The sequence below is a fragment of the Segatella copri genome, assembly GCF_009495355.1.
Classification (GTDB): Bacteria; Bacteroidota; Bacteroidia; order Bacteroidales; family Bacteroidaceae; genus Prevotella.
The window spans coordinates 88,082-112,027 of record NZ_VZAD01000034.1 but is presented as its reverse complement, the minus strand read 5'-3'; the positions used below and the strand labels follow the sequence as shown (position 1 = coordinate 112,027).

Below are 23,946 nucleotides of genomic sequence, written 5' to 3'. Positions count from 1 at the left end.
CAGTCATCCAGAACGTGCCGTGGTAACTATTGGTGGATTTAAAGGACAGTCTGGGCCAGTTCATCCTATACCAGAAGTTACTGCTGCTCCTATCCCTCATCACACAACTGACAATGTGAAATCGGTTTATAGTGATACTTACACTTCGCTTGTTCCGCATATGTTTATTGGCTCTTGGCAACAAAAGACAGCTACACAGAGTGTCAGCCTTGACGGCAACAATACACTCAAGTGTTCCAACTTTAATTATGTCGGAATTGAGTTTGGTGGTCCTGAGATAGACGCAACAGATATGGAATATCTCCATTTGGATATCTATCCTCTATCTTCTTTTACGATCAATGTATACCCAATATGTCGTAACAACGATGGTAGTGTCAACGACCAATTGAAAAAACCTATTAATCTCATAGCTAATCAATGGAATAGCATAGATATCCCTATGAGTGATTTTGTTGGACTCAACGCTTCTAGGATCTTCCAGTTCAAGTTTGATAACGGTAAAGGAGAGACCTTCTATCTCGACAATCTGTATTTCTACAAGAATGGTTCTTCTAACGGAATAAGTAGCATAGAGACCCACAAACAGGATAATCATGCGTGGTACAACTTGCAAGGTCAGCGTATGAACGATGGTGCAGGCTCATTGCCAAAGGGAGTGTACATACATAACGGAAAGAAGATTTTAGTGAAATAACATAAAATAATAAAAACTCATGCGGAAGATTCATCCGCATGAGTGATAACCAGATCAGTGACATGAGTCCAGTATGTGGTCAAATAATTAAAAATATGAAGAGACGAATTCTTTTTGCAAAAAACTTTTTCCTTGTAGGTTTATTGCTATTAACTTCTTTACAAGTCATAGCGCAAAAAGCCCGTGTGATGATCACTACGGAAAACAACAGTAAACTCTTGTCAGAGACAATACTGAAAACCACAAAAGGTAGTCCTGCATCCAACTATGTGCGTATCAATACAGACCGTCAATATCAGACGGTAGATGGTTTTGGCTTCGCTCTTACCGGAGGGACGTGTTACAATCTAATGCGAATGAGTGAAGGAGAACGTGTTGTACTTCTTAAGAAAATATTTTCAGAGCGCCAGGGTTATAGTGCGAGTTATGTGCGCATAAGCATAGGATGTAGTGACTTTTCTCTTTCACGCTATACTCTTTGCGATGAAAAAGGCATAGAAAATTTTGCCCTTCAAAGTGAAGAAATTGCGTATGTGATTCCCATTCTAAAAGAAGTGCAAGCCATCAACCCCAAGCTGAAAATCATTGCCGCACCATGGACTGCTCCTAAATGGATGAAGGTGAGTCAGAAAAATGGGGATGTTCCGTATGAGAACTATGTAGGCGGACATCTGAATAAAACTTGTTATTCGGACTATGCGGACTATTTCGTAAGGTTTCTGAAAGCGATGAAAAACAACGGAATAACAATCCATGCGGTGACTCCACAAAATGAACCTGGAAACGGATACAACGAAGGAGGAGCTATGCTCATGGATGTTGAAGAGGAAATAGCTTTTGTTAAGGTTCTTGCCACAACCTTTCACAATGCAGGACTGAGTACCAAGATATATCTTTTTGACCACAATTTTGATAACGAACAATATGCCGAACAGGTAGCAAAGTCCTTGCGGTCATCATCGTTTCTTGGTGACGATCTTGTGGAAGGTGCCGCTTTTCATAACTATGGGGGTGACCCTACAGCCATGGCTACGTTTTATAATAACACGGGTCTGAAGTCAATCTATACTGAGTCAAGTATAGGCTCGTGGAACGATGGACGTAATCTAAATGGCAAGCTATGCGGAGAATTCAACTGGTCGGGTTTGCGTGCGTTGCAAAACCAGAGTAGTGCATTTATAGCATGGAACCTGCTTCTCGACTATGATGGTCATCCTACCACCTTATCTAATAGTACTGTGTATGGCAATATAGAAATAGATCCAAGTAGTTATGCGCTCTCTACGGTACGCTACAATCGCGATTATTATATCATTTGCCATCTTTCTTCTGTCATCCGACCTGGTGCGGTAAGATGTGACTATATAGAGAATGGTGTACCAAGAGATGACTGGGACTTCAATTATGTCGCACTAAGAAACTCGGATGGCACCACAGCTTTTGTCATTAGTAATAAGACATCGGTCGAAAAGCATATCAACCTTGCTTCGAATAGCGAATATGTGAACGTAGATATACCTGCCAAAAGTATTGTTTCTGTCCTTTTGGGAGATACAGAACAAAATGCCGTGACCTTTGGTGGTATGGAGATGATTCCGTCAGATAACCGAAATAGTTTTTCTATCAATACCTATCTTGAAAAGGGCAAAACATACACTGCTGTAGGCGATGATGCCTTCAGTTCACCTGACTTCTATGAAGATCCTGATTTTTTCATCAAGTTAGGAAATGGTTGTTTCAAGTTTACGGCTCTCAGTGGTTATTATAACATCAAGTTTGTCCCCGCAACGAAGAGTTTTCGTATATACGCCTCTCATGAGAATGGGAATCCATTGAGTCTTAATGCAGATGGCACCGGTGCCTTATGGGCTATTGGCAGTGATGGATTGCATAAACCGTATTATAGTATCATAAGCAATCAGGGCTGGTGGACTGATACCGACCATGCTACATGTATGGCACCCGTGGGCAACAAGAGATACCAACTGACACTTACTGCAGGTCGTCAACTGAATGTAAATCATGTTGACTTTAAATTTTTCGGACAGGCAGGATGGGGTGTTGAATTGAATCCTACAGGTGAATACCGCATCTCTTCCAGGAGTGATGTGTTTCTCATAGGGCATAAGGCAGTGAATGGGCATAGTGATGGCAATGTGTATGTGGCAGACGGTGTGACGCTACAAGAAGGAAGAACCTTTCGTTTTATCGTTGACATGTCGGTTCCCTCGCAGCCAGTAATGTCTGTTGATGATATATCTACGGGCATAAAACATCCTGAAGTATATGCTGATGGTCTTTCCCACGAGTGGTTCACACTTTCAGGTATAAAGATCGAACGGCCACATAAAGCTGGTGTTTATTTATGTAATGGGAAAAAAATCATGATCTTATAAATATCTGACTGAAGTTTCGCATGTGGTTCAAGTACGGGCTGAAGGCCCAAAAGCTCCTAGCCCAGGGCGTGTGGGGCGATGCTAAGCCTTATACCCCCTGGACATCTTGGGATTAAGACTTACTTATTATAAAGGAAATGCGGGATTGAGTTGATTGCTCAATCCCGCATTTTATTTTTTTGCTGTTGAATTTAAATCGCTAACTACTCTGAATAGAAAAGCCTCGAAAAAATGAAAGCGGCTTCGATAGTCAATGAAGCCTATTTCGTAGAGCAATGAAAGCGGCTTCGTAAGCAGTTGAAGCCTATTGCATTTGTGGTTTAACGATTTTAGTCAGCGCTCCACCATCTGCTGCAACTCACTGAGGGAGGTTGCCACTTCGATGTAGTCGTGCCAGTTGCCACGAATCATGCCCTGCGAAGCCATGTCGTCGAGGAGGGCAATGGTGGAGTTCCAGAAGCCCTTCATGTTGTAGAGAATCACCTTTTTGCTATGATAGCCGATGGTGTGGGAGGCTGCAACGGTGAATATCTCGTCGAGGGTGCCGATGCCGCCAGGGAGCGCCACGATGATGTCGCTCTGAGAGAGCAGCAAGTCCTTGCGGTCGCTGAGATTGTCGCAAGGAATCTCTACGTCGAGGTCGGGAAAAGTTTTGCCGCCTCGCTCTACAATGGTGGGAACTACGCCTATGGCTCTGCCGCCATGCGCCTTGACTGCCTTGCCGATGGTGTTCATCAGGCCGATGTTGCAGCCGCCGAAAACTAAATCGTGCCCTTGCTCTGCCATCCACTTGCCCATCTCCTCTGTGAGACGGAAGTAGTCGCTGTCAATATGGGCGTTTGCTGAACAGAATACTGCTATTTTCATTGTTATTATGTTTTTTATGTTTTGCCGAGTGCAGGATATCTTTTGCAAAGATTGCACCAACGAGCGCAATGAAAGCTTGCTTTCAGATTGCCGAGTGCAGCTAATCTTATGCAAAGTTAAATAAAAACTTTGGATTTGATTTCTTTTTCTGACTATTATTTCTTACTTTTGCAAACAATATAACTAATCTACCATTGCACAGATGACTAAAAACAGAATAATAAGATTTTTTTTGATGTGGATTTGCTGTTTGTTGAGCCACGTCGCTGAGGCTGTGCCGACCCTTCAGGACGGAGGGGCTTGGGCGAAGCAGGGCGTTACAGAGAGAAGGCTCAACGAGCTCGATGGACTGGCGCACCATCACGCAACGGGTCTTGTACAGGACAAACAGGGAATGATCTGGGTGGCAACATGGAACGGACTGAGCCGATACGACGGCTATCGCTTCGTGTCGTTCAAGCCGAAGGCGGGCGATGGATGCTCGATGGGCGTGAACCGCATCAAGGATATTCGTATTCGTGATCCTTATATATATTGTAATGCGGAAGGCTACTGCTTTGTCTTCGATATTCGCACGGGGCGGTTTGATGACAGCCATCTCTCCTGGAACAAGGCGCTGCGCAAATGGGGCTTCTCCGGTCAGGGAACGAAACGGCTGAAGACAGCCGACGGAGTGGAGTGGGCAGTGGACTCTCTGGGCGTGAGGATGAGCTACCGCAAGCCGTGTTATGCTACGTGGCTGTTGAGGCAACCAGGATGTCAGGTGAGGGCACTCTTCCGCGACCGCGAGGGACGGATATGGGTGTGCTCGCGCGACGATGCCTCTGTGAGAATCTACGACGCCAATCTGAATCTTTTGGGATTTCTTGGAGCCGACGGCCGACTGCATGGCGGAAAGACTCCTTTCCGGTCGGCTGTGTACACGATGTTGCAAGACGAGGACGGCAGCCTATGGTTGGGATGCAAACCTGGTGGACTGTTGCATCTGTCGCCCCGTGCCGACGGCAGCTACGACATCAGCCGAATAGCGCTTGTAATCCGTGGTAGGGAGAAAGAACATCATGTTTACTCAATGCAGAAAGACCGATGGGGCAGACTGTGGGTGTCAACGCTGAACCATGGACTGTTCTGTTTTACCCGTACGGGAAAGAGTTGGAGGTGTCAGCCCATCGTCCTCTCTCATGACGACAAGACAGGCAAGTACTTGGGGGTGCGAATGATATATATCAGCCATCGTGACGAGCTGCTGGCGGGCACAACGCTTGGACTTTTCGCCACGAAGCTTACTGCCGCCAATCCAGCCTCGCTGCGCTTTATCCAGCATGAGCGTGAGGGCGGAAGAGACGGCAGCCTGAGTTGCTCTGCCGTCATGTTTATGGCGGAGGACAGGGCCAACAGACTCTATATCTGCACCGAGGGCAGCGGACTGAACATGGTGGAGCCCGGCATTTCGCTGCTCAGCAAAGATGTGGACTTCAGACACTTCGACAGGCGCGATTTGCCGGAGGACTTCCTCTTGTCGGCTTTCGCGTATGGACAATATATGTGGTTTGTAGGCACCAACGATTTGACGGGCGTGGACGTGGAACATGGACTATCGCTCTATTTCAACCACCGCACATGGACCGATGAGCTGATTTTCTCGGATGCGCAGCCCCTGAGATGGAAAGGCGGCAAATGGCTCATGGGTCTGATGGACGGTTTGGTGCTGATGGATATGGACCGGCTGACGAAGCGCACCAAGGCACCGCGCATCGTACTGACAAGGGTGTCGGTGGAAGAAGGCGAGATGATGGAGGCGGTGAGCGCCCTCGACACCATCTGCCTCGATGAGACAGTGCGCAATGTGAAGATTGAGTTTGCTGCCATCGACTATGCCAACACCCAGTCGATAAGCTATAGATTCCAGTTGGACGGCGGTGTATGGAACACGTTAGAGAACAGCCACACGGTGACGCTGCTCAACCTTTCGCCCGGTACGCACACGTTGCGGGTGGAGTCGAAACTGCCCACTGGACAATGGGCGGGCAACGTGAAAGTGGTGATAATCTTCGTGAAACCAACCATCTGGCAGACTACTACCGCCAAGGTGCTGTATGTGCTGCTGGCGCTGTTGTTTATCTATACTATGGTGTACGTGACGAGGACTATTCGCTCCTCCCACCGCAAGCAGAGGGAACTCTTGGGGCAGTATCTCGACCTGATGGAGAAATACGACAAGGAGAAACACCTCGTCGTGGCTGTCAAGGATGCTGGGGCAGACAAAACTGCTGTTGAGGTGGCAGAAAAGGCTGCTGAGGAAACGGTTGTTGCCGACGGCCAACAGCCCTTGCAAGCCGACAGCCGCAGCGTAGGCGAGGAGAGCCTGAACGAGGAAGACCAGCGCTTCATGCAATGCGTGGTGGAGTTTGTGGAACAGCACATCGACAATTCCGACCTCAGTGTGACCGAGCTGGCAGCCAAGCTGAACGTCAGCAAGTCGGGACTGAACCGCAAACTGAAGAGCCTGTTGGGTGTGGCGCCCAAGGAGTTTATCAACAAGGCACGCATGAACCGTGCCGTGGCGCTGTTGCTTCACAGCGACCTTCCTGTGAAGGAAATCGCCTATCGCTGCGGTTTCTGCGATCAGAACTACTTCGGTAAGTGTTTCAGGGCGGCAATGGGCGTCAGTCCGTCTGAATATAGGCAGAAAAACGGGCTTTGAAACGTTTTTACCGAACTTTTGGGAGTTTTTTACCATTCATGATAGGGGTTTTTAGCTACTTTTGCCCCCGACAATCTACTTCATTTTAAAAACTAATAATAAAAACTATGAGAAAAGTAGCGATTATTTTTATGAAGAAGTGTTCAGTACTATTGCTGATGCTTCTTTTCCCGTTAGGAGTGTTGGCGCAAAGCGTCACCGTTAGCGGACAAGTAACTGACGAGGCTGGTGAACCAATTATTGGCGCAAGCGTGAGGATTCCTGGCACATCGGTGGGAGTGGTGACCGATATGGACGGCAATTACTCTATCTCTGTTCCGAAAGGAAAACAACTCGAAATCACTTATGTGGGTTATAAGAAGGAAGTGATCATTGCCAAGGAAGGCAAGATGACTGTCCAGTTGAAGGAAGATTCCAACATGCTTAACGAAGTGGTGGCTATCGGATACGGAACCGTAAAGCGCAAGGACGTGACAGGTTCGGTTTCTTCGGTAGGCAATACAGAACTCGTGTCGGTGCCTGTGGCTTCGCCTGTTGAGGCCATGCAGGGTAAGCTGGCAGGTGTGCGCGTCACCATGCCTGAGGGCAATCCCGATGCCGAGGTCATCATCCGCGTGCGTGGTGGTGGTTCTATCACCCGCGACAACACACCTCTTTATATAGTAGACGGTTTCCCCGTCAGCAGCATTTCCGACATTCCTACCAGCGACATCGAGAGCATCGACGTGCTGAAGGACGCTTCCTCTACCGCCATCTATGGTAGCCGTGGTTCCAACGGTATCGTGCTCGTCACCACCAAGAGTGGTAAGGCTGGCAAGGTGACTGTGAACTACAATGCCTATGTGGGCTTCAAGAAGGCAGAGGACAAGGTAGACGTGCTGGGAGTGGAAGACTATCTGAAGTGGCAGTACGAATTGTCAAGCCTCTCTACTGGTGCCAATGCCGGTAAGTACCAGCAGGTACTCGGCGGATGGGACAACATACCCAACATTATGAACTCGATGAAGACTACCGACTGGCAGGACGAGGTGTACGGACGCACCGGCAACGTGTTCAGCCATAATGTCAACATTTCGGGAGGTTCAGAGAAGTTGCGCTTCACAGCAGGGTACAACTACATGAAAGAGAAAGCCATCCTGCTCACCTCTGACTTCTATCGCAGCAACCTGAACTTCAAACTCAACTATGAGCCCAACAAGAAGACCAAGCTCGAGTTCTCTACCCGTTACTCACGCACCAAGGTGAACGGCGACGGACAGAGCGACGCTACCGGCGACCAGAACTCTGTGCCTTCAGGCTCTTTCGGCCGTATCCGCCATGCTGTGGTACAGTCGCCTTTGACAGGCTCAGGAAGCCTTCTCTTCGATGAGAGCAACATCGACGACGGACTGGAAGACCCAATCACAGCCCTCAACGACAACTACAAGAAACGTGTTCGTGAGAACTTCAACATGAACGGAGCTTTCACATGGAAGATATTGCCCGAGCTTACTTTCCGCACAGACGTAGGTCTCGACATTTACAACAACGACTTCCGTTACTTCTCCGGCTCTACTACCTATGAGTCGCAGAACAACACCCTGGCAGAATACAAGAACATGCCGCTTACTACACGTACCCAGGTGAACCGCCGCACCGTGCGCAACTCCAACACTCTGCAGTACGACTTCTCAAAGATTCTGCCCAAGGCTCACAGCCTGAACCTCATGGTGGGACAGGAGAGTATCGTAAGCCGCGAGACACTGGCAACGACACGCATAGAGGGATTCCCTTCATTCTACGATGCCGACATGGCTTTCCACCTCTCTGCACAGGGCACTCCTACACGTGCCAACGAGTTCTACTATCCTGACGACAAGATGGTGTCGTTCTTCGGACGTGCCAACTACAGTTTCTTGGACCGCTATCTGCTTACCGCCACTCTGCGTGCCGATGGTTCAAGCAAGTTCTCTAAGGACAACCGCTGGGGCTACTTCCCATCAGTGGCAGCCGGATGGCGCATTATCGAGGAGCCTTGGATGAAGTCAACACAAGACTGGCTGAGCAACCTGAAGTTGCGCTTGAGCTACGGTGTGTCGGGTAACAACAACATTCCTTCAGGACAGACCAGCCGTACCTATTCTATCAAGGAGAGCTCTTGGTTGCACCTGCAGAACTCATGGCTCACCACGGGTAACGCAATGAGCAACCCCGACCTGAAGTGGGAAACCACACATTCGCTCAACCTGGGTATTGACTTCGGTTTCTTCAACAACAAGCTCAACGGTTCGTTCGAGGTGTACAAGAACAACGTGAAAGACCTGCTCATGGAGATGCAGATCACAGGTAGCGGCTACAACACACAGTACCAGAACGTGGGCGAGACCAAGAACTCTGGTTTCGAGTTGACATTGAACTACGATGCCATCAACACCAAGAACTACGGTCTGAACTTCTCGTTCACACTCGGTCATAACACCAATGAGGTAGTGAGCCTCGGAAGCATGGACTCATACAGTAAGCCTTCTTACTGGGCAAGTACAGAAATTGGCTCCGACTACTTAGTGAAGCCAGGAAAGCCTGTAGGAACCATCGTCGGCTACAAACTGGCAGGAACAGGACGCTACGAGGTGGACGACTTCGAGGGATACGATGCTGCCGCAGGACAGTGGAAGTTGAAGGAAGGTGTGGCTGATGCCAGCGGTATTGTGGGCACAGTACGTCCTGGTACCATGAAGCTCCTCGACAAGAACGGTTCAGGAACCATCAACGATGACGACAAGTTCGAAATCGGTGACGCCAACGCATGGGCTGTAGGTGGATTCTCTATCGGTGCACGTGCCTACGGATTCGACTTCAACGCCGACTTCTCTTACAGCATCGGCAACGATGTTTACAACGCTGACAAGATAGACCAGACCTCTACACGTGGCGGTATCTGGCGCAACCTCAACACCACGATGGCAAGCGGCAAGCGCTGGACCAACGTAGACGAGAACGGCAACTTCATCAACGATGCAGCCAAGCTCGCCGAGATGAACAAGAACACCACGATGTGGTCGCCTTACACAACAAAGGCTGTTCTCACCGACTGGGCTATCGAGGACGGATCATTCCTCCGCCTCTCTACACTTACCTTGGGCTACACACTGCCTAAGACATGGATGCAGAAAATCTATGTTCAGAACCTGCGTCTGTACTTTACCGCTTCAAATCTTTTCTGTATCACCGGTTACAGTGGTATGGATCCAGAGGTGGACTGCTGCCGCAACGTGCTGGTTTGTCCAGGCGTAGACTACTCGGCTTATCCAAGAAGCCGCCAGTTCATCTTCGGTCTTAATCTTACATTCTAAAAAAACACTTAAAGGAAACATCGTTATGAAAATAAAATATGTATTTACAGCCCTGTTGGCTGGCGCTACACTCATGTCGTGCAACGACTATTTGGACGTAGAAAGCGAGTCACAATACAATGACAAGGTGGTGTTCTCTAACACCCCGCTTGCCGAGAATACGGTCATCAGCATCTACAGCTGGTTTGCCGCCACCAATTCTCACCGTGCGCGCTACATGCCTTACTATGGTATGAATACCGATGCCGAGTGCTACTACGACATGGCGCAGCCTTCGTCGGACAACAAAACCTCGCTCTGCACTTACAGCGCCTTCTCGGCCAACAACTGGATGGCTTCAGGAAAAGATCCTAACGCCTTCACAGGCTTCTTCAACGGCATTGAGGCTGCCAACTGCTGCATCGAGGGAATACGTGCCTATGGCAATCCTGAGAGCAATGCCGACATGGCTTATCTTTTAGGCGAGTCGCTCACCCTGCGTGCGCAGTACTACTATGACCTCATTCGTGCCTGGGGCGACGTGCCTGCCCGATTCACATCGGTGAAGCAGAGTACCATCTACCTTCCCAAGTCAGACCGCGACGTCATCTACAAGCAGATTATTGCTGACCTGAAAGAGGCTGCAGGCTATCTGCCATGGCCAGGAAAGGCTGAGCGCACCAAGACGACAGAGCGAGTGAACAAGGCTTTTGCCTTGGGTCTGCGTGCACGCCTCATCCTCATGGCCGAGGGTTACAGCCAGCGTCCTACATCGCTCGACAATCCTACTACTTATGAGGTGCGCCGCAGCAACGATCCTGAGCTTACCAGCACAGCCCTGCTGCAGGAGGCTTACGACGACCTGAAACTCGTCATCAGAGAGAGTGGACTCGCACTCGACGCCACTTACGAGCAGTTCTGGAACGACCTCGCTACTGACGTCATCACCATCGAAGGCTCACACAAAGAGTCTATCTTCGAGATTCCATTCAACGACGGACGTGGAAGATTCTTCTATCACTTTGGTGTTTACCACAAGTCAAAGAGCCCACACTTGGCCAAGACCAACTATGGCGGACAGAACATTCCTGCTCCTACACTCTACTATGAGTACGACAATGCTGACCAGCGCCGCGACGTGAACTGCGTGCCTTACAAGTACGACAACGGCTACACAATGGCCAAGTTGGGTGACAACGATGCCTCTGCTCCAAGCTTCAACTTCGGCAAGTACGACTATGAACGTATGACCCGTACGGTGTCTTCCAACGACGACGGTGTGAACCTGCCCGTGCTCCGCTACGCCGACATCCTGTTGATGGCAGCTGAGTTGGCCAACGAGTTGGAAGGTCCTGATGCAGCCAAGCCTTACCTCAAGGAGGTTCGCAACCGCGCCTTTGCCGTAGCCGACCGCCCTGCAAACGTAGAGGCTTATGTCAACGCCATCAGCTCGAAGGCCGACATGCTGAAGGCCATCCAGAAGGAGCGCCTTCTCGAATTCCCTGGCGAGATGCTGCGCAAGCAGGATCTCATTCGCTGGAACTTGCTCGGAACAGCCGTAAGACAGACCGTGACCGACATGAGAGCGCTGCGCGACCGCACAGGCAAGTATGCTGACGTGCCTACAGTGGTTTACACACGCACCAATGCTGCTGGCAAGTTGGAGTACTATGGCTTGGCTAAGGGTGAGACAGCAGCTCCTGCTGGCGAAGGCTGGACACAACTCGACTACGACTTCGTGTCTGCCACAGTGAAGGACAACATGCTGGCCAACTATTTTGCCAACGATCCAGACTCCCGTCAGTACTGGCCTATATTCGACTCAGACATCAACGCGTCGAACAACGCATTGATCAACAACTACGGATATTAAAATAACTGAACTTTTGCATGTGGGGAAGTTAAAGGGAAGTTAGTGAAGTTAGAGGGAAGTTAAGGGACAAATGTCCTAAGTTTAAACTATAAGACTATTATTTCTTAACTTTCCGAACGACCGACGGGAGTGATAACAGCTTTAGCTTCTATCAATTTCCTCGCTTGCGAAACTTGAATTCAAATAATGAATTAACGGTAGGTTTTTAGTTATATATTAAAACAACATGCAGGCCTCTCTGCCTCGTGAGAAGTGGAGAGGCTTTTTTCTTAAAATCTACTTTCGCAGGAATTGTTCCAGGGACAACAATTTTGTTCCAACAGCAATATTCCCAACATTTTTCAAACCACTTAAAAACCGGGATGCCTCATGAAGAAAGCAGTCTTTACTCTTATTTGCAGTCTTGCCTTTGCAGCAGGGGTTATGGCGCAGGATGCTCCGCTCGATGTCTCGAAGCGGGTGGCTGATTATCTGCTGAGCCATCACAACCACAACGTGTCAAAGGCACAGGACGGACACACTCACATCGACAGCTATTATCAGGAATGGAGATACGTGAATGGTGTGCTCGGAGTGGCAATGCTCAATCTTGCCGATGCGGCAGGTGAAAAGAAGTATGAGCAGTTTGTCAAAGAGAACTTTGACTTTTATTTCGAACCAAAAATACAGCGACAACTCAGGAAAGAATACGGATCGGGCGTGCGCGACAATGCGTGGCGCAGATTCTTCTCCATGTCAAGCCTTGACGACTGCGGAGCTATGGGCGCTGCCCTCTCCGAACTGGCACGACGATACAAAGACCAACGTTACGAGAATTATCTCGACAAGATAAGCCATTACATTCTTACTCAGCAGGAGCGTATTCCCGAAACAGGCATTTACTGCCGGGGAAGGGTGGGAGAGCGAACTCTCTGGCTCGACGACCTGTATATGTGTACTTCTTTCCTGGCTCATCAGGGAAGTCGCAAGGGTGCATCGTCCGACTTGTTGCAGAGAGCGGCAGAACAGGTATTGCTCTTCGACAGTCTGCTCTTCGACAAAGACAAGCGCCTCTATTGGCATTGTTTCTATTACGATACGACTCATGCCCACGGCACCGCCCACTGGGGAAGAGCCAACGGATGGGCGTTTCTGGCACAGGCTCTCGTGCTCGACAGATTGCCCGAAGAGCATCCTCTGCGAGACAGATTGCTGCAGCTGTTCCGAAAAAGAGTGGAAAACATCATCGCCTATCAGGACGCACAGGGCATGTGGCACCAGTTGCTCGACAAGCCTGACTCTTATCCCGAAACTTCCTGCACAGCCATGTTTGTCGCAGCCATTGCGCATGGTGTGAACAAGGGCTGGCTCGACAGCTCGTTCGCCTCTGTGGCGCTGCAGGGATGGAAGGCTGTCTGCAGTCAGATAACCCCTGAAGGACAGGTGAAGAATGTGTGCATGGGAACAGGCATCAGCCGCGACTTGCCTTTCTATTACAACCGACCGGCTCCGCTCAACGATGCCCACGGACTGGGAGCCGTGGTGCAGGCAGGAATAGAAATCAATAACGTAACAACAAAAACAACAGAATAGATATGAAAAACTTAAAGCTAAAACTCACATTCCTGTCGCTGTGCGCCTTTGCCACAGCGGCTCATGCACAGCAAGTGAAAGGAAACAGCGTGCTCTACACATCGTCACAAGGCAACATGCGCATCGAGATGTGTTCGGAAAGCATGTTTCGTGTAACCAAGGTGCCTGCACAGCAGATGCCTGATAATGAGAAGTGGATGGTGGTCAACTACAACTTCCCACAGGTGGATTTCAGCGTGGACGGCAAACAGATAAAGACCAGTAAGCTGCAGGTAAGCATTCAGGAAGCTCCTTGGCGCATACAGGTGGCTGATGCTTCGGGTAAGGTGCTCTACGAGGAGTTGACATCGGGCTGCAAGGACAGCATATATAATGAGGTGAAGATGAATCCCGACGAGCACTTCTTCGGTTTCGGTGAGCGCATGGACCGCATCGACCAGCGTGGACAGCGTGTTCACCTCAATGTGGAACTGGGACGGGGCTCAAAGCCTGCGGTAGGCGGCAAGGACATTCTGAGAGCCAACTACTGTCCTGTGCCTTTGATGCTCAGCAACAAGGGCTACGCCGTGTTCTTCCATACTGCTGTGCCCAACGACTGGGACATGGGATGGACCAACAATGACAAGTACAGTTTCTCGGCACCTGGTGGCGACAATGACTATTATTTCATCTATGGCGAACAGTTGGAAACTCTGATTCACAGCTATCAGCAGCTCACGGGCGTGGCGCCTCTTATGCCACGTGCAGCCTATGGTCTGCACATCGGCTCGTACAGCGGTGGAACATGGCATCATGAGAGTAAGGCCAACGATACGTATGTGGTCAATCTCATCGACCGCCTGCGTCAGGAAAAGATTCCGTTCGACATGATGTGGCTCGACTCTACCTGGCGCCTCTTTGCCAAGTTGGGCAACGGAGGCTGTACCTTCGAGTTCCAGGATCAGTTTAAAGACCCAAAGGGCATGATCGACCATGCCTATAAGAATCATGTGGCAATGTTTGGTCTGCACATTCGTTCGCTGGTCGACAACGGCAAGCGCAACAATCTGCTCACCACAGCACAGAAGAAGGGACTCACCATTCAGGATGGTGGAACCAACGCCATCATCAACTTCTTCGACGACAAGGCTGTGGACTGGTGGTGGAAGAATGCAGCCAAGAAAGTGACCGACCTGGGAGCCAAGTTCTTCAAGACTGATGTGGGAAGCGCTCTGAACTACAACAATCCAAACATCGAGCAGAAGGCTGCCCACAACCTCTTCCCTATAGCCTATGCCAAGGCACCTTATGAGAACTTTGCCAAGCTCAACGGACAGCGTGGCTTCGACCACACACGCGAGGGCTATGCAGGTATTCAGCGCTATCCTTTCATCTGGGCTGGCGACTGGGGCTCGGAGTGGCAGTGGTTTGAACCTATCATCCGCGGCGGTATTAATATAGGACTCTCTGGTGTCGGCTATTGGAGCCACTGTATGGGTGGATTCGAGCAGTATTCAGCCTACGACACCGACCTCTATCTGCGCTGGGTGCAGATGGGAATGTTCTCGCCTGTGTCCATCCTCTTCGGTATGGATCATCCTCGTTATCATGCGCCATGGACTTATGGCGAGGAAGCACAGAAAATATTCATCCAGTACGACTCGCTGCGTTATGCGCTCCTGCCTTACATCTACACCAGCGCCTGGGATATGTACAAGACCAGCCGTCCGCTGATGACACCTTTGTTCTACGATCATCTGCAGGATGTCAATACCTATCAGATTTCAGACCAGTATATGTTTGGCCGCGACATGATGGTGTGTCCTGTAACGGTGAAGAATGCACTCTCGCGTCCTGTTTACTTCCCCGGTGGCGACTGGCTCGACTTCTGGACAGGTGAGCGCATCAGCGGACGCCAGTACAAGTCGTTCCTCACACCTATTGAGATCATGCCTATCTTCCTGCGCCGTGGAGCCATCATTCCCCGTCAGGAAGCCATGCAGTACGTGGACGAGCGCCCCAACACCAACATCTCGCTGCTCATCTATCCTTCCGAGCATTCGGTGTATGAAATGTACGAGGACGACGGCAAATCGCTCGATTATCAGAAGGGAGTTTATGCCGTCACCAAGATGGAGAGCCGACTGGCACAGAACGAGTGGATACTCAACATCACGACTCCTAAGGGCGACTACAAGCCTGTTTCTCACTACTACAGCGTAAGTGTTTACCTTGACAAGAAGCCTAAACTCGTTACTGTAGCCGGCAAGTTTGTCGATGGATGGAAGTACGACGAGAAGTTGCGCTTACTTACCTTCGATGCAGGCGAGGGCGATATGGAAGTGGTTGTCAAGATGTAAAATCAAGACTTTTGGGGTTGAATACTTTGCCATGAAGCATATGGCTTTAACTTCTCCAACTACTCTAACTTCTTCATTTGCATTTATAAAGATATTACTATGTATAGAAACAGATTCTTCTTATCGGTTGCCGCCGTGCTTGCAGGTACGGTGGCAATGGCTCAGGGCTCTTACAAGGCTCTGAAGTTCAAGACAGCCACCTCGCTCTACAACTACGAGATGCTGCCAGTACACGCTCAGAACTATGAGCGCCAGCAGGCTTTCGAAAAGGCTTGCCAGTCGAAGGAAGCCATGCAGCAATACGTGAGCCAGTTGCGTAGTCGTTTTAGTCAGTTGGCTGGCGAAATGCCACAGCGTGGCAAACTCAATGCCAAGGTAGTGGGCTCGTTGAAGGGCAACGGCTTTATAGTCGAGAAGATTGTCTTTCAGAGTACGCCAGGCCGTTACGTCACAGCCCATCTTTATCTGCCCGAGAAGGTGCAGGGCAAGATTCCTGCCTGTATCGAGATGTGCGGACATGGACTCGACGGAAAGGGCACGGGCTCGGGAAGTGCTGAGCAGTTGGCTGTCAATGGTATTGCTTCCATGGTGGTCGACCCCTTCTCACAGGGTGAGCGCCAGCAAACCATCGATGCACAGGGCAAGAATCTTACCCGTGGCGTAACTACCGAGCATACACTCATTGCTCCGGGCTTCATCCTCCTTGGCAGCAGCCTTGCCGCACAGGAGTTTTTCGACAACAGCCGCGCCATCGACTATCTGCTCAGTCGTAAGGACATTGATGGCGACAAGATTGGTTGTTATGGCTTCTCGGGAGGCGGCACGCAGTCGTCTTATCTGGCTGCTCTCGACGACAGGGTGAAGGCAAGTTGTGTGGGATTGTTCTTCTCGTCGCGCGAAAGAACCCTGGAGACTCAAGGCCCAAGCGACGGATGTCAGTGGATTCCAGGCGAAGGACGCGAGCACATCGAGATAGCCGACATGGCGATGATGAATGCGCCAAAGCCTTTCCTGATTCTTGATGGTCGTTTCGACTTCGTTGACCATTGGGGAGCCTTGCGTGGCTATGAGGAAGTGAATCGTTGCTACAGTCTGCTGGGAGCGCCCGACGCTGCCGAACAGTTTTATTACGACGACGGACACGCCATTCCCAAGCCCAGCCAGGACAAGATGGTAAGCTTCTTCCGCAAGGCTCTCTTGGGCGATGCTCAGGGCGAGGTGAAACCTTATACTTACTGGCGTAGTGACGACATGCGTTGCACCAAGGCTGGACAGGTAAACTTGGAATACAAGGATGCGCTCAGCTCCATGCAGGAGTGTGAGGCACAGATGGACAGGCTGTCGGCCCAGCGCCAGGCTTTCTGTTCGCAGTCGGCCGACAAGGTGAAGGCTGGCATTCTGAAGCTGTTGGGACTTTCCGGACTGAACGACCACTGGAATGCTATTGAGACTCGCCACGAATCGCAGCGCGACGTGGAGGAATATCGTTATCAGCTCGATTGCGAAGGTCAGTATCCTGTTCCTGTCATCGTCAGGATTCCGTCGGTTGCCAATCAGCAGTCGAAGGTTTGCATCCATCTTGCTGATGCAGGAAAGGCAAGTCTGCTGATAGAGACCGATCGTCGTGATGCATTCTCCGACGGCACGATTCATGTCTACGCCGACTTGCGAGGTTTTGGTGAGACGAGCGACATTTTCGAGTACAACCTTTCCAAGTATTGGAATACTCAGTATCGTTCTGCAGTAACAGCCCTGCATGCAGGCAAACCGCTCATAGGTCAGCGTGTGCAGGATTTGCGCACCATTCTCAACTTCTGCTCGGCAGACGAAAAGTTGAAGGACCGCCAGATTATAGTCAAGGCTGACGGAATGAACGCAGTCGTAGTGATGCACGCTGCTGTGCTCGATGAGCGATTGGCTGGCGCCACACTCACCCGCACATTGAAGACCTGGCGCAATTACATTCAGCACCCCGTGCAGCACGACATGATGTCGAACGTCATTCCTGGTGTCTTGCGCTGTTACGACATTCCCGATCTTCTTTCGTTGGCAAAGGGAAGGGTCGTTATCCAGGACTAAACGCAGTATCAAGATTCCTGTTATCGACGTAAGGAATTTAGATGCCATCCTCGCCCGACAAGTGCTCGTGGAATGGCAGCTGAAAAGAGACCAACAGCCTGGGAGAGGAAAGCTGACTAAGGGCTGAAAAGCGTCTCAGTCTCAGTAGTCTCAGTTATTTTTAAGAGGGGTTCCAACTTCCGTTTTTGTTCTTTTTTCTTTACTATATTATTATATAACTATTTAATATATATATAGTTATAATATATATATAATAATAATATATAATAAAAAATTGACAAAATGAAAAAATCTCAACCCTCAAAAAATTAATTGAAACAACTGAAACTGAAACAGCAGGCAACTTAGCTTCTTCTCTAAAAGGCTAATAATCAACCATTTATACTCTCACAGGCATCAAAATCCATGCACGAACCTATCGTTCCGATGAATTTCCTTGTTCTCGGAGTGCACGTAAGTGGAGCCAAATTCATGTATCCTAACCTCATTTGGAAGGAATTATGCGGCAAGAAGGGCAATCTCCCATCGAACTCTTGCCTATTTGAGATGTCATAACGATGCATTGCGACTCAAAAAGGTGTAGAAATCACTTCCCTAACTGGAAAAAAATAATTCCCCAGTTGGGAAAATAAAATGACTTTACTCAACTTTCGCATGTTCTGAAGTTAGAGAAGTTAAAGCCGTATGCCTTTACAGCAAAATATTCAACACAAAAAACTGTTGGCTATAACTTCTAACAACCGAAGGGAGTGATAACTTCTATAACTTCTGAACTTGCAAAACTTATATGCAAACTGCAACAAAAAACTGTTATTATCTCATAAAAAACATGTAAAATGCCTTAAAATAAAGAAAAAAGAAATCGCATATCCATATTTTTACTATATTTGTAGGCAGTTTTTTCGGAAACTCCCCTGATCAGAGAGAATTAACTATCCAGTAATAACAACTTAAAATTAGAGATTATGAAAAAATTACTTTTCATCGCCCTTGTGGCATTATCATCAATTGGTGCTTTCGCACAGAGCAGAACAGGTTCGACTACTATTCAGCCTAAAATCGGTTTGAATGTATCTACCGTAGGTGACTTAGACTGGAAGGCCGGCTTCGTATTCGGTGCTGAGATCCAGCATCAGTTTACAAGCAAGATGGGTCTGGCCGGTGGACTTCTCTATTCTTTCCAGGGTGGCAAACACGACGACTACTCGTGGAACCCGGGCTATCTGAACATTCCTGTAACACTCAACTATTATGTGGCCAAGAACTTTGCCCTCAAGGCAGGTCTTCAGCCCGCATTCATGGTCAGCAAGGACGACATGAAAGACGTAAACACTTTCGACCTCGCTGTGCCTGTAGGAATGTCTTACGAGTTTGACAGATTCGTAGTAGATGCTCGCTACAACATCGGTGTTACCAAGGTGCCAAAGCATGGTGACGGCTACACAAATGTTCTGCAGCTGACTATAGGTTACAAGTTCAACCTCTAAGTAGGCAAAGCCTTCTCATGAAGGTTCCACATCATAGAAAACTCGTAGTTTCTTTCCTCCATAAGCTAAGACTTATAAATGCAGAAACTACGAGTTTTTGTTTTTATTACTGATTGAACTTTCGCATGTGGCTCAAGCACGGGCTGAAGGCCCAAAAGCTCTTAGCCCAGGGCAGCGTCCTGGGTATAGTAACAGTCAGCAATGCGCCCTGTAAGGGCAAAAGCTTTATAAATTTCCGTGTGAGTTTTAAAGCTTTTGCCCTTACAGGGCGTCAAGTTTGCGAACATGATAACCCAGGGCGATGCCCTGGGCTAAGAGCTTCTGCCCTTTCAGGGCGTGTGGGGTAAAACTTGAGAAACTTCAATCCGTAATATACCCTTTAGTAAACATATCGTAAGACAAAGCTTCCAGCTCGGAGAGAGTCATGTGCTCCACAGCATGCTCTATCTTGCGAATCAACTCGTCTCGCTTGTAATCGTCATTATCGCTCAGGCGTGATGTAAATCTATTGCTCATCGATTGTCAATGTTTAATGTGTAGTGTTTAATGTGTTTATGCTCGCTCATAGGTATCAATGACATTGCCATCGTATTCCTCATGACTTATCGGCTTCACATCGCGAGGAAGCCTCGGTGCCTCGGTGCCTGTCTTGACAAACTTAGCCGTGGCTGTCTCTATCCTGATTTCATCCCAAAGACCGGCATCAAGGAAAGACTGGTGAGTGATGGCTCCACCCTCCACAATCAACGATTGCACCTTATTAATATATAGGAAGCTCATGATCTGGCGCAGCACCGCCTCGTTGCCCTTAGAGAAGTCCAAGCCCTCGAAACAAGGATGATGGCGATCGATGACCAAGCGCACAGGATTCTTACCATACCAGTCGCGAACATTCAGCTGACTGTGGTCGCGCTCATCGGTAACCCGTCCCACCAGGATGGCGTCGTTCTCAGCCCTGAGCTTATGAGAAAGCATCTTGGTAAAGGCCGACGAGACAGCCATTCCCTTGCCTTCATTGTCGAGGAAGCCATTGGCAGTCTGCGCCCACTTCAGTATGATGTAAGGACGCTGATGCGTGTTGTAGGTGATGAAGCGCTTGTTCAGTTCGAGACATTCCGACTCCAAGACGCCCACCGTCACCTCGATGCCTGCCTCACGAATCTTCTGAATGCCACGGCCCTGTACCTTGGCAAAAGGATCGACACACCCACAGACACATCTTTTCACCCGCTTGCTCACGATGAGGTCGGCGCAGGGAGGCGTCTTGCCATAATGCGAACAAGGCTCAAGGCTCACATAAATTGTAGCTCCTGCCAACAGATGCTCGTCCTCGGGCTTGACCGATGCAAAGGCATTGACCTCGGCATGACCCTCGCCACAGCGCACATGATAGCCCTCGCCCAGGATTCTGCCATCCTCACTTACGATAACGGCTCCCACCATGGGATTGGGCTTCGCATTCTGACGGCCATTCTTAGCCAGTTGCAGACAGCGGCGCATGAAATGTTCGTCTATCTCCTGCTGAGAAGGGGAAGGTTTGCCCGCAAGAGGGTTTCCCAAAGATATATTATTCTGCTCCATATCACAATTTCTTCGTTGTTTTTTACTTGCTTTCGATAAAATGTCGTATCTTTGTTCTCGAAAAATAAATCAAATCATTGTAGACTGACATGAATACGTATCAGCAACTTTGGCAATCACTCACCCCTCTCTACGATGCAGATGAAGCAAGAGCTATCGTCCGCACCGTACTGGAAGTGAAATACGGAATGACGCTGACCGACATAATCTGTGGCAAAATTACTGAATTATCTGCAGACGAGAGCATAAAACTCGAAGAAATTATGGCTCGACTGCAAAAAGCTGAGCCTGTACAGTATGTATTGGGCGAAGCCGACTTTGGCGGAAGAAAGTTTCGTGTAGAGCCGGGAGTTCTTATCCCACGTCCCGAGACTGCCGAACTTTGCAAGTGGATAGTCGACACACAAAAGGAGAAGGAGGCTGCAACAGGAAAGCCAGCTGTTCATCACCCCAACATCTTAGACATCTGCACAGGCTCCGGCTGCATTGCCATCACACTAAGTCTCGACATTCCACAATCGACGGTAACAGGAATAGACATCTCGGAGAAAGCCATTGCCACAGCTACAGAAAACGCCAAAAAGTTGAATTCCAACACAAAAATAAAGCATGCTGATGTGTTCGACTTGCTCAAGATGACAAAAGAAGGCATAAAGAACGAGCCCAGCCTCGACATCATCGTGAGCAACCCACCCTATATCTGCGAGAAAGAGAAAGCAGACATGGCGAAGAATGTATTGAACTACGAACCCTGCCTCGCCCTCTTCGTTCCCAATGAAGACCCGCTGAGATTCTATCGGGCCATCGCAGAGATTGCCGCCCTGGAGCTTGCCGACGGAGGAAGGCTCTACTTCGAAATCAATCCCATCTACGAGAAGGAAACAAGGGAAATGCTCGAAGGATTCGGATTCGAGAACATAGAGACCCAACAAGATTTCTATGGCAAGAAGAGAATGATGCGAGCGATGAAGAAATAACCGAGGAGACTGAAAAGCCTCAACTTTTCATATGAAAACAGAAGAATGAGTATGGAATACAGCAACTACAACAAGCCCAAGCGACCCAAAAAACCCATGACCGAGCAACAAGCCCTGCTGAAGCTCACCACTCTCTGCACCCAAGCCGAACATTGCTCGCAGGAAATGCTCGACAAGATGAAGAAGTGGGAACTGAGCGAGGAAGCCATTGCACGAAACATGGAGTTCCTGACACAGAAGAAGTTTGTCGACGACGAACGATTCGCCCGCTTCTTTATCAACGACAAGATAAAATACAACAAGTGGGGACGGCGCAAGGTGGAACAGGCTCTCTGGATGAAACACATACCTAAGGAAATATCCGACCCCATCTTCGAGGAGATAGAAGACGGACTCTACATGGAAACCCTGCTGCCCCTGATGAAGAGCAAATACAAAACCATCAAGGCGAAAAACGACTATGAGCGTTCGATGAAACTCATACGGTTTGCCATGGGAAGAGGCTTCAGCATAGACCTCATACACAAATGCATCGACAAGATGGGAATGGAAGCAGAAGACGAAGACTTCGAAGAGGAACAATTCTAAAATACAACCGGCCTATGCGACTCAGCCTATTAGCCCAGATTCTCGACCTGCTCTGTCCACGCCATTGCCTTATCTGCGGTCAACGACTGCTGGGCGAGGAGGAAATCATCTGCATAGCGTGCAATCTGCATCTGCCACGCACCAACACCTGGCAACAGCCAGAAGACAATGACATGGCAAAACTCTTCTGGCACAGTATTCCCGTAGAGAAATGCTGCGCCCTGTTTCATTATCACGGGCACGCTCCTGCCAGCAACCTGCTCTACCAGCTCAAATACAACCAGCATGAGGAAGTAGGCGTAGGCATGGGACACCTACTGGCCAACGAAGCCCTCCGCATACAGTTCTTCGATGGCATAGACGCCATCGTGCCTATCCCTCTGGCGCCCAAACGAAAAAGAGAGCGGGGCTACAACCAGAGCGAGGCCATAGCGCGAGGACTACACGAAGCTACAAAGATTCCCATACTCAACAAGCTCGTCAGAAGAAAGACTTTCGTCGAAAGCCAGACACACAAGAACCGATGGGAACGCAACATCAATGTGCAGGATGTCTTTGCCCTGTCGCCCGACTACGCACCAGGAGGAAGCAAGGCCGAAAGCCTCGAAAACAAGCATCTGCTCATCGTTGACGACGTGTGCACAACAGGAGCCACCATCATTTCCTGCTGCCGGGAACTGATGAAGGCAGCAGACTCGATGAAGTTCAGCATCCTCACCATAGGATACGCCAAAGGACAATAAGTTCAAAAAATAAATAATAAATTTGGTTTTGTCTGCGTTTTAACGTACCTTTGCAAGCAAAACTTTAATCCTTTAATGATTATGGACAAACTGAAGAAAGATTTCGCATCAAAGTTATTAAACGTCAAGGCTATCAAACTGCAGCCTAACGATCCTTTCACATGGGCTTCTGGCTGGAAGTCTCCTTTCTATTGTGACAACCGCAAGACTTTGTCGTTCCCAGAGCTGCGCAACTACGTGAAGCTCGAACTCGTACACACCATCCTCGAACAATTCCCTGAGGCTGACGCCGTAGCTGGTGTGGCAACTGGCGCCATCGCACAAGGCGCATTGGTGGCCGACGAACTGAACTTGCCTTTCGTATACGTTCGTTCTAAACCCAAGGACCATGGTATGCAGAACCTCATCGAGGGCGAACTGAAGTCTGACGCCAAAGTAGTGGTTGTAGAAGACTTGATCTCTACCGGTGGAAGCTCACTCAAAGCCGTAGAGGCTCTCCGAAAGAACGGAAACGAGGTTATAGGCATGGTGGCAAGCTACACTTACGGTTTCCCTGTTGCCGAGAAAGCATTCGCCGACGCTGGTGTCAAGCTGGTAACTCTTACCGACTATGAGCACGTAGTAGCCGAGGCTTTGGAGACCGGATACATCGCACAGGAAGACGTAGAACTGCTCCACGACTGGCGCAAAGACCCAGCCAACTGGAAGAAGTAATCAAGCTGATCCATCAAT

The 23,946-nt window shown here is 49.2% G+C and carries 15 protein-coding genes and 1 pseudogene; 13 read left to right on the top strand and 3 right to left on the bottom strand.

Annotated elements, in window-relative coordinates:
* Positions 1-697, top strand: a pseudogene (locus tag F7D20_RS03835) (hypothetical protein); the annotation flags it as partial.
* Between the two features lie 38 nt (positions 698-735).
* Entirely contained in the window at positions 736-3,093 is a 2,358-nt protein-coding gene (locus F7D20_RS03830) for a DUF5121 domain-containing protein (RefSeq protein WP_158462912.1), read from the top strand.
* 333 nt (positions 3,094-3,426) lie between these two features.
* Here the strand turns inward: F7D20_RS03830 and F7D20_RS03825 are convergent, their stop codons facing one another.
* Entirely contained in the window at positions 3,427-3,960 is a 534-nt protein-coding gene (locus tag F7D20_RS03825; RefSeq protein WP_158462911.1) for a TIGR00730 family Rossman fold protein, read from the bottom strand.
* Positions 3,961-4,195: 235 nt separating this feature from the next.
* Here F7D20_RS03825 and F7D20_RS03820 point away from each other — a divergent pair, with 235 nt between their 5' ends.
* The 7 genes from F7D20_RS03820 (at position 4,196) to F7D20_RS03790 (ending at position 19,325) form a co-directional block, all read left to right on the top strand.
* Entirely contained in the window at positions 4,196-6,664 is a 2,469-nt protein-coding gene (locus F7D20_RS03820) for a helix-turn-helix domain-containing protein (RefSeq protein WP_194253483.1), read from the top strand.
* Positions 6,665-6,795: 131 nt separating this feature from the next.
* Positions 6,796-9,996: a SusC/RagA family TonB-linked outer membrane protein gene (locus F7D20_RS03815; protein WP_228114094.1), complete on the top strand. Its 3,201-nt coding sequence runs from the start codon at positions 6,796-6,798 to the stop codon at positions 9,994-9,996.
* A 25-nt stretch (positions 9,997-10,021) separates the two neighbouring features.
* Positions 10,022-11,848, top strand: a complete 1,827-nt coding sequence (locus F7D20_RS03810; RefSeq protein ID WP_158462908.1) for a RagB/SusD family nutrient uptake outer membrane protein — start codon at positions 10,022-10,024, stop codon at positions 11,846-11,848.
* A 369-nt stretch (positions 11,849-12,217) separates the two neighbouring features.
* Positions 12,218-13,420 (top strand): glycoside hydrolase family 88/105 protein, encoded by a 1,203-nt coding sequence (locus tag F7D20_RS03805; RefSeq protein WP_158462907.1) that lies wholly within the window; start codon positions 12,218-12,220, stop codon positions 13,418-13,420.
* A gap of 2 nt (positions 13,421-13,422) precedes the next feature.
* A complete protein-coding gene (locus F7D20_RS03800; RefSeq protein ID WP_022251550.1) occupies positions 13,423-15,759 on the top strand; it encodes a glycoside hydrolase family 31 protein in 2,337 nt (778 codons plus the stop codon).
* Between the two features lie 99 nt (positions 15,760-15,858).
* The gene (locus F7D20_RS03795) at positions 15,859-17,838 is read left to right on the top strand and encodes an alpha/beta hydrolase family protein (RefSeq protein WP_194253482.1); all 1,980 of its coding nucleotides are present in this window, start codon (positions 15,859-15,861) and stop codon (positions 17,836-17,838) included.
* Positions 17,839-18,803: 965 nt separating this feature from the next.
* On the top strand, positions 18,804-19,325 hold the full coding sequence (locus F7D20_RS03790; RefSeq protein ID WP_158462906.1) for a porin family protein: 522 nt from the start codon (positions 18,804-18,806) through the stop codon (positions 19,323-19,325).
* 360 nt (positions 19,326-19,685) lie between these two features.
* Here the strand turns inward: F7D20_RS03790 and F7D20_RS12885 are convergent, their stop codons facing one another.
* Together F7D20_RS12885 and ribD are read right to left on the bottom strand one after the other, a co-directional pair.
* Complete coding sequence (locus F7D20_RS12885) at positions 19,686-19,841, bottom strand: hypothetical protein (protein ID WP_022253177.1); 156 nt, start codon at positions 19,839-19,841, stop codon at positions 19,686-19,688.
* Positions 19,842-19,877: 36 nt separating this feature from the next.
* Positions 19,878-20,906 carry a bifunctional diaminohydroxyphosphoribosylaminopyrimidine deaminase/5-amino-6-(5-phosphoribosylamino)uracil reductase RibD gene (gene ribD, locus F7D20_RS03785; RefSeq protein ID WP_158462905.1) on the bottom strand — a complete coding sequence of 343 codons (1,029 nt, stop codon included), beginning with the start codon at positions 20,904-20,906 and terminating at the stop codon, positions 19,878-19,880.
* A gap of 89 nt (positions 20,907-20,995) precedes the next feature.
* Between ribD and prmC the strand changes: the two genes are divergently transcribed.
* The 4 genes from prmC (at position 20,996) to pyrE (ending at position 23,928) form a co-directional block, all read left to right on the top strand.
* Entirely contained in the window at positions 20,996-21,883 is an 888-nt protein-coding gene (prmC, locus tag F7D20_RS03780; protein WP_158462904.1) for a peptide chain release factor N(5)-glutamine methyltransferase, read from the top strand.
* A gap of 51 nt (positions 21,884-21,934) precedes the next feature.
* Positions 21,935-22,471 (top strand): regulatory protein RecX, encoded by a 537-nt coding sequence (locus F7D20_RS03775; protein ID WP_254880120.1) that lies wholly within the window; start codon positions 21,935-21,937, stop codon positions 22,469-22,471.
* 14 nt (positions 22,472-22,485) lie between these two features.
* Positions 22,486-23,214: a ComF family protein gene (locus F7D20_RS03770; protein WP_158462903.1), complete on the top strand. Its 729-nt coding sequence runs from the start codon at positions 22,486-22,488 to the stop codon at positions 23,212-23,214.
* A gap of 81 nt (positions 23,215-23,295) precedes the next feature.
* On the top strand, positions 23,296-23,928 hold the full coding sequence (gene pyrE, locus F7D20_RS03765; RefSeq protein ID WP_158462902.1) for an orotate phosphoribosyltransferase: 633 nt from the start codon (positions 23,296-23,298) through the stop codon (positions 23,926-23,928).
* The last annotated feature ends 18 nt before the right edge of the window (positions 23,929-23,946 follow it).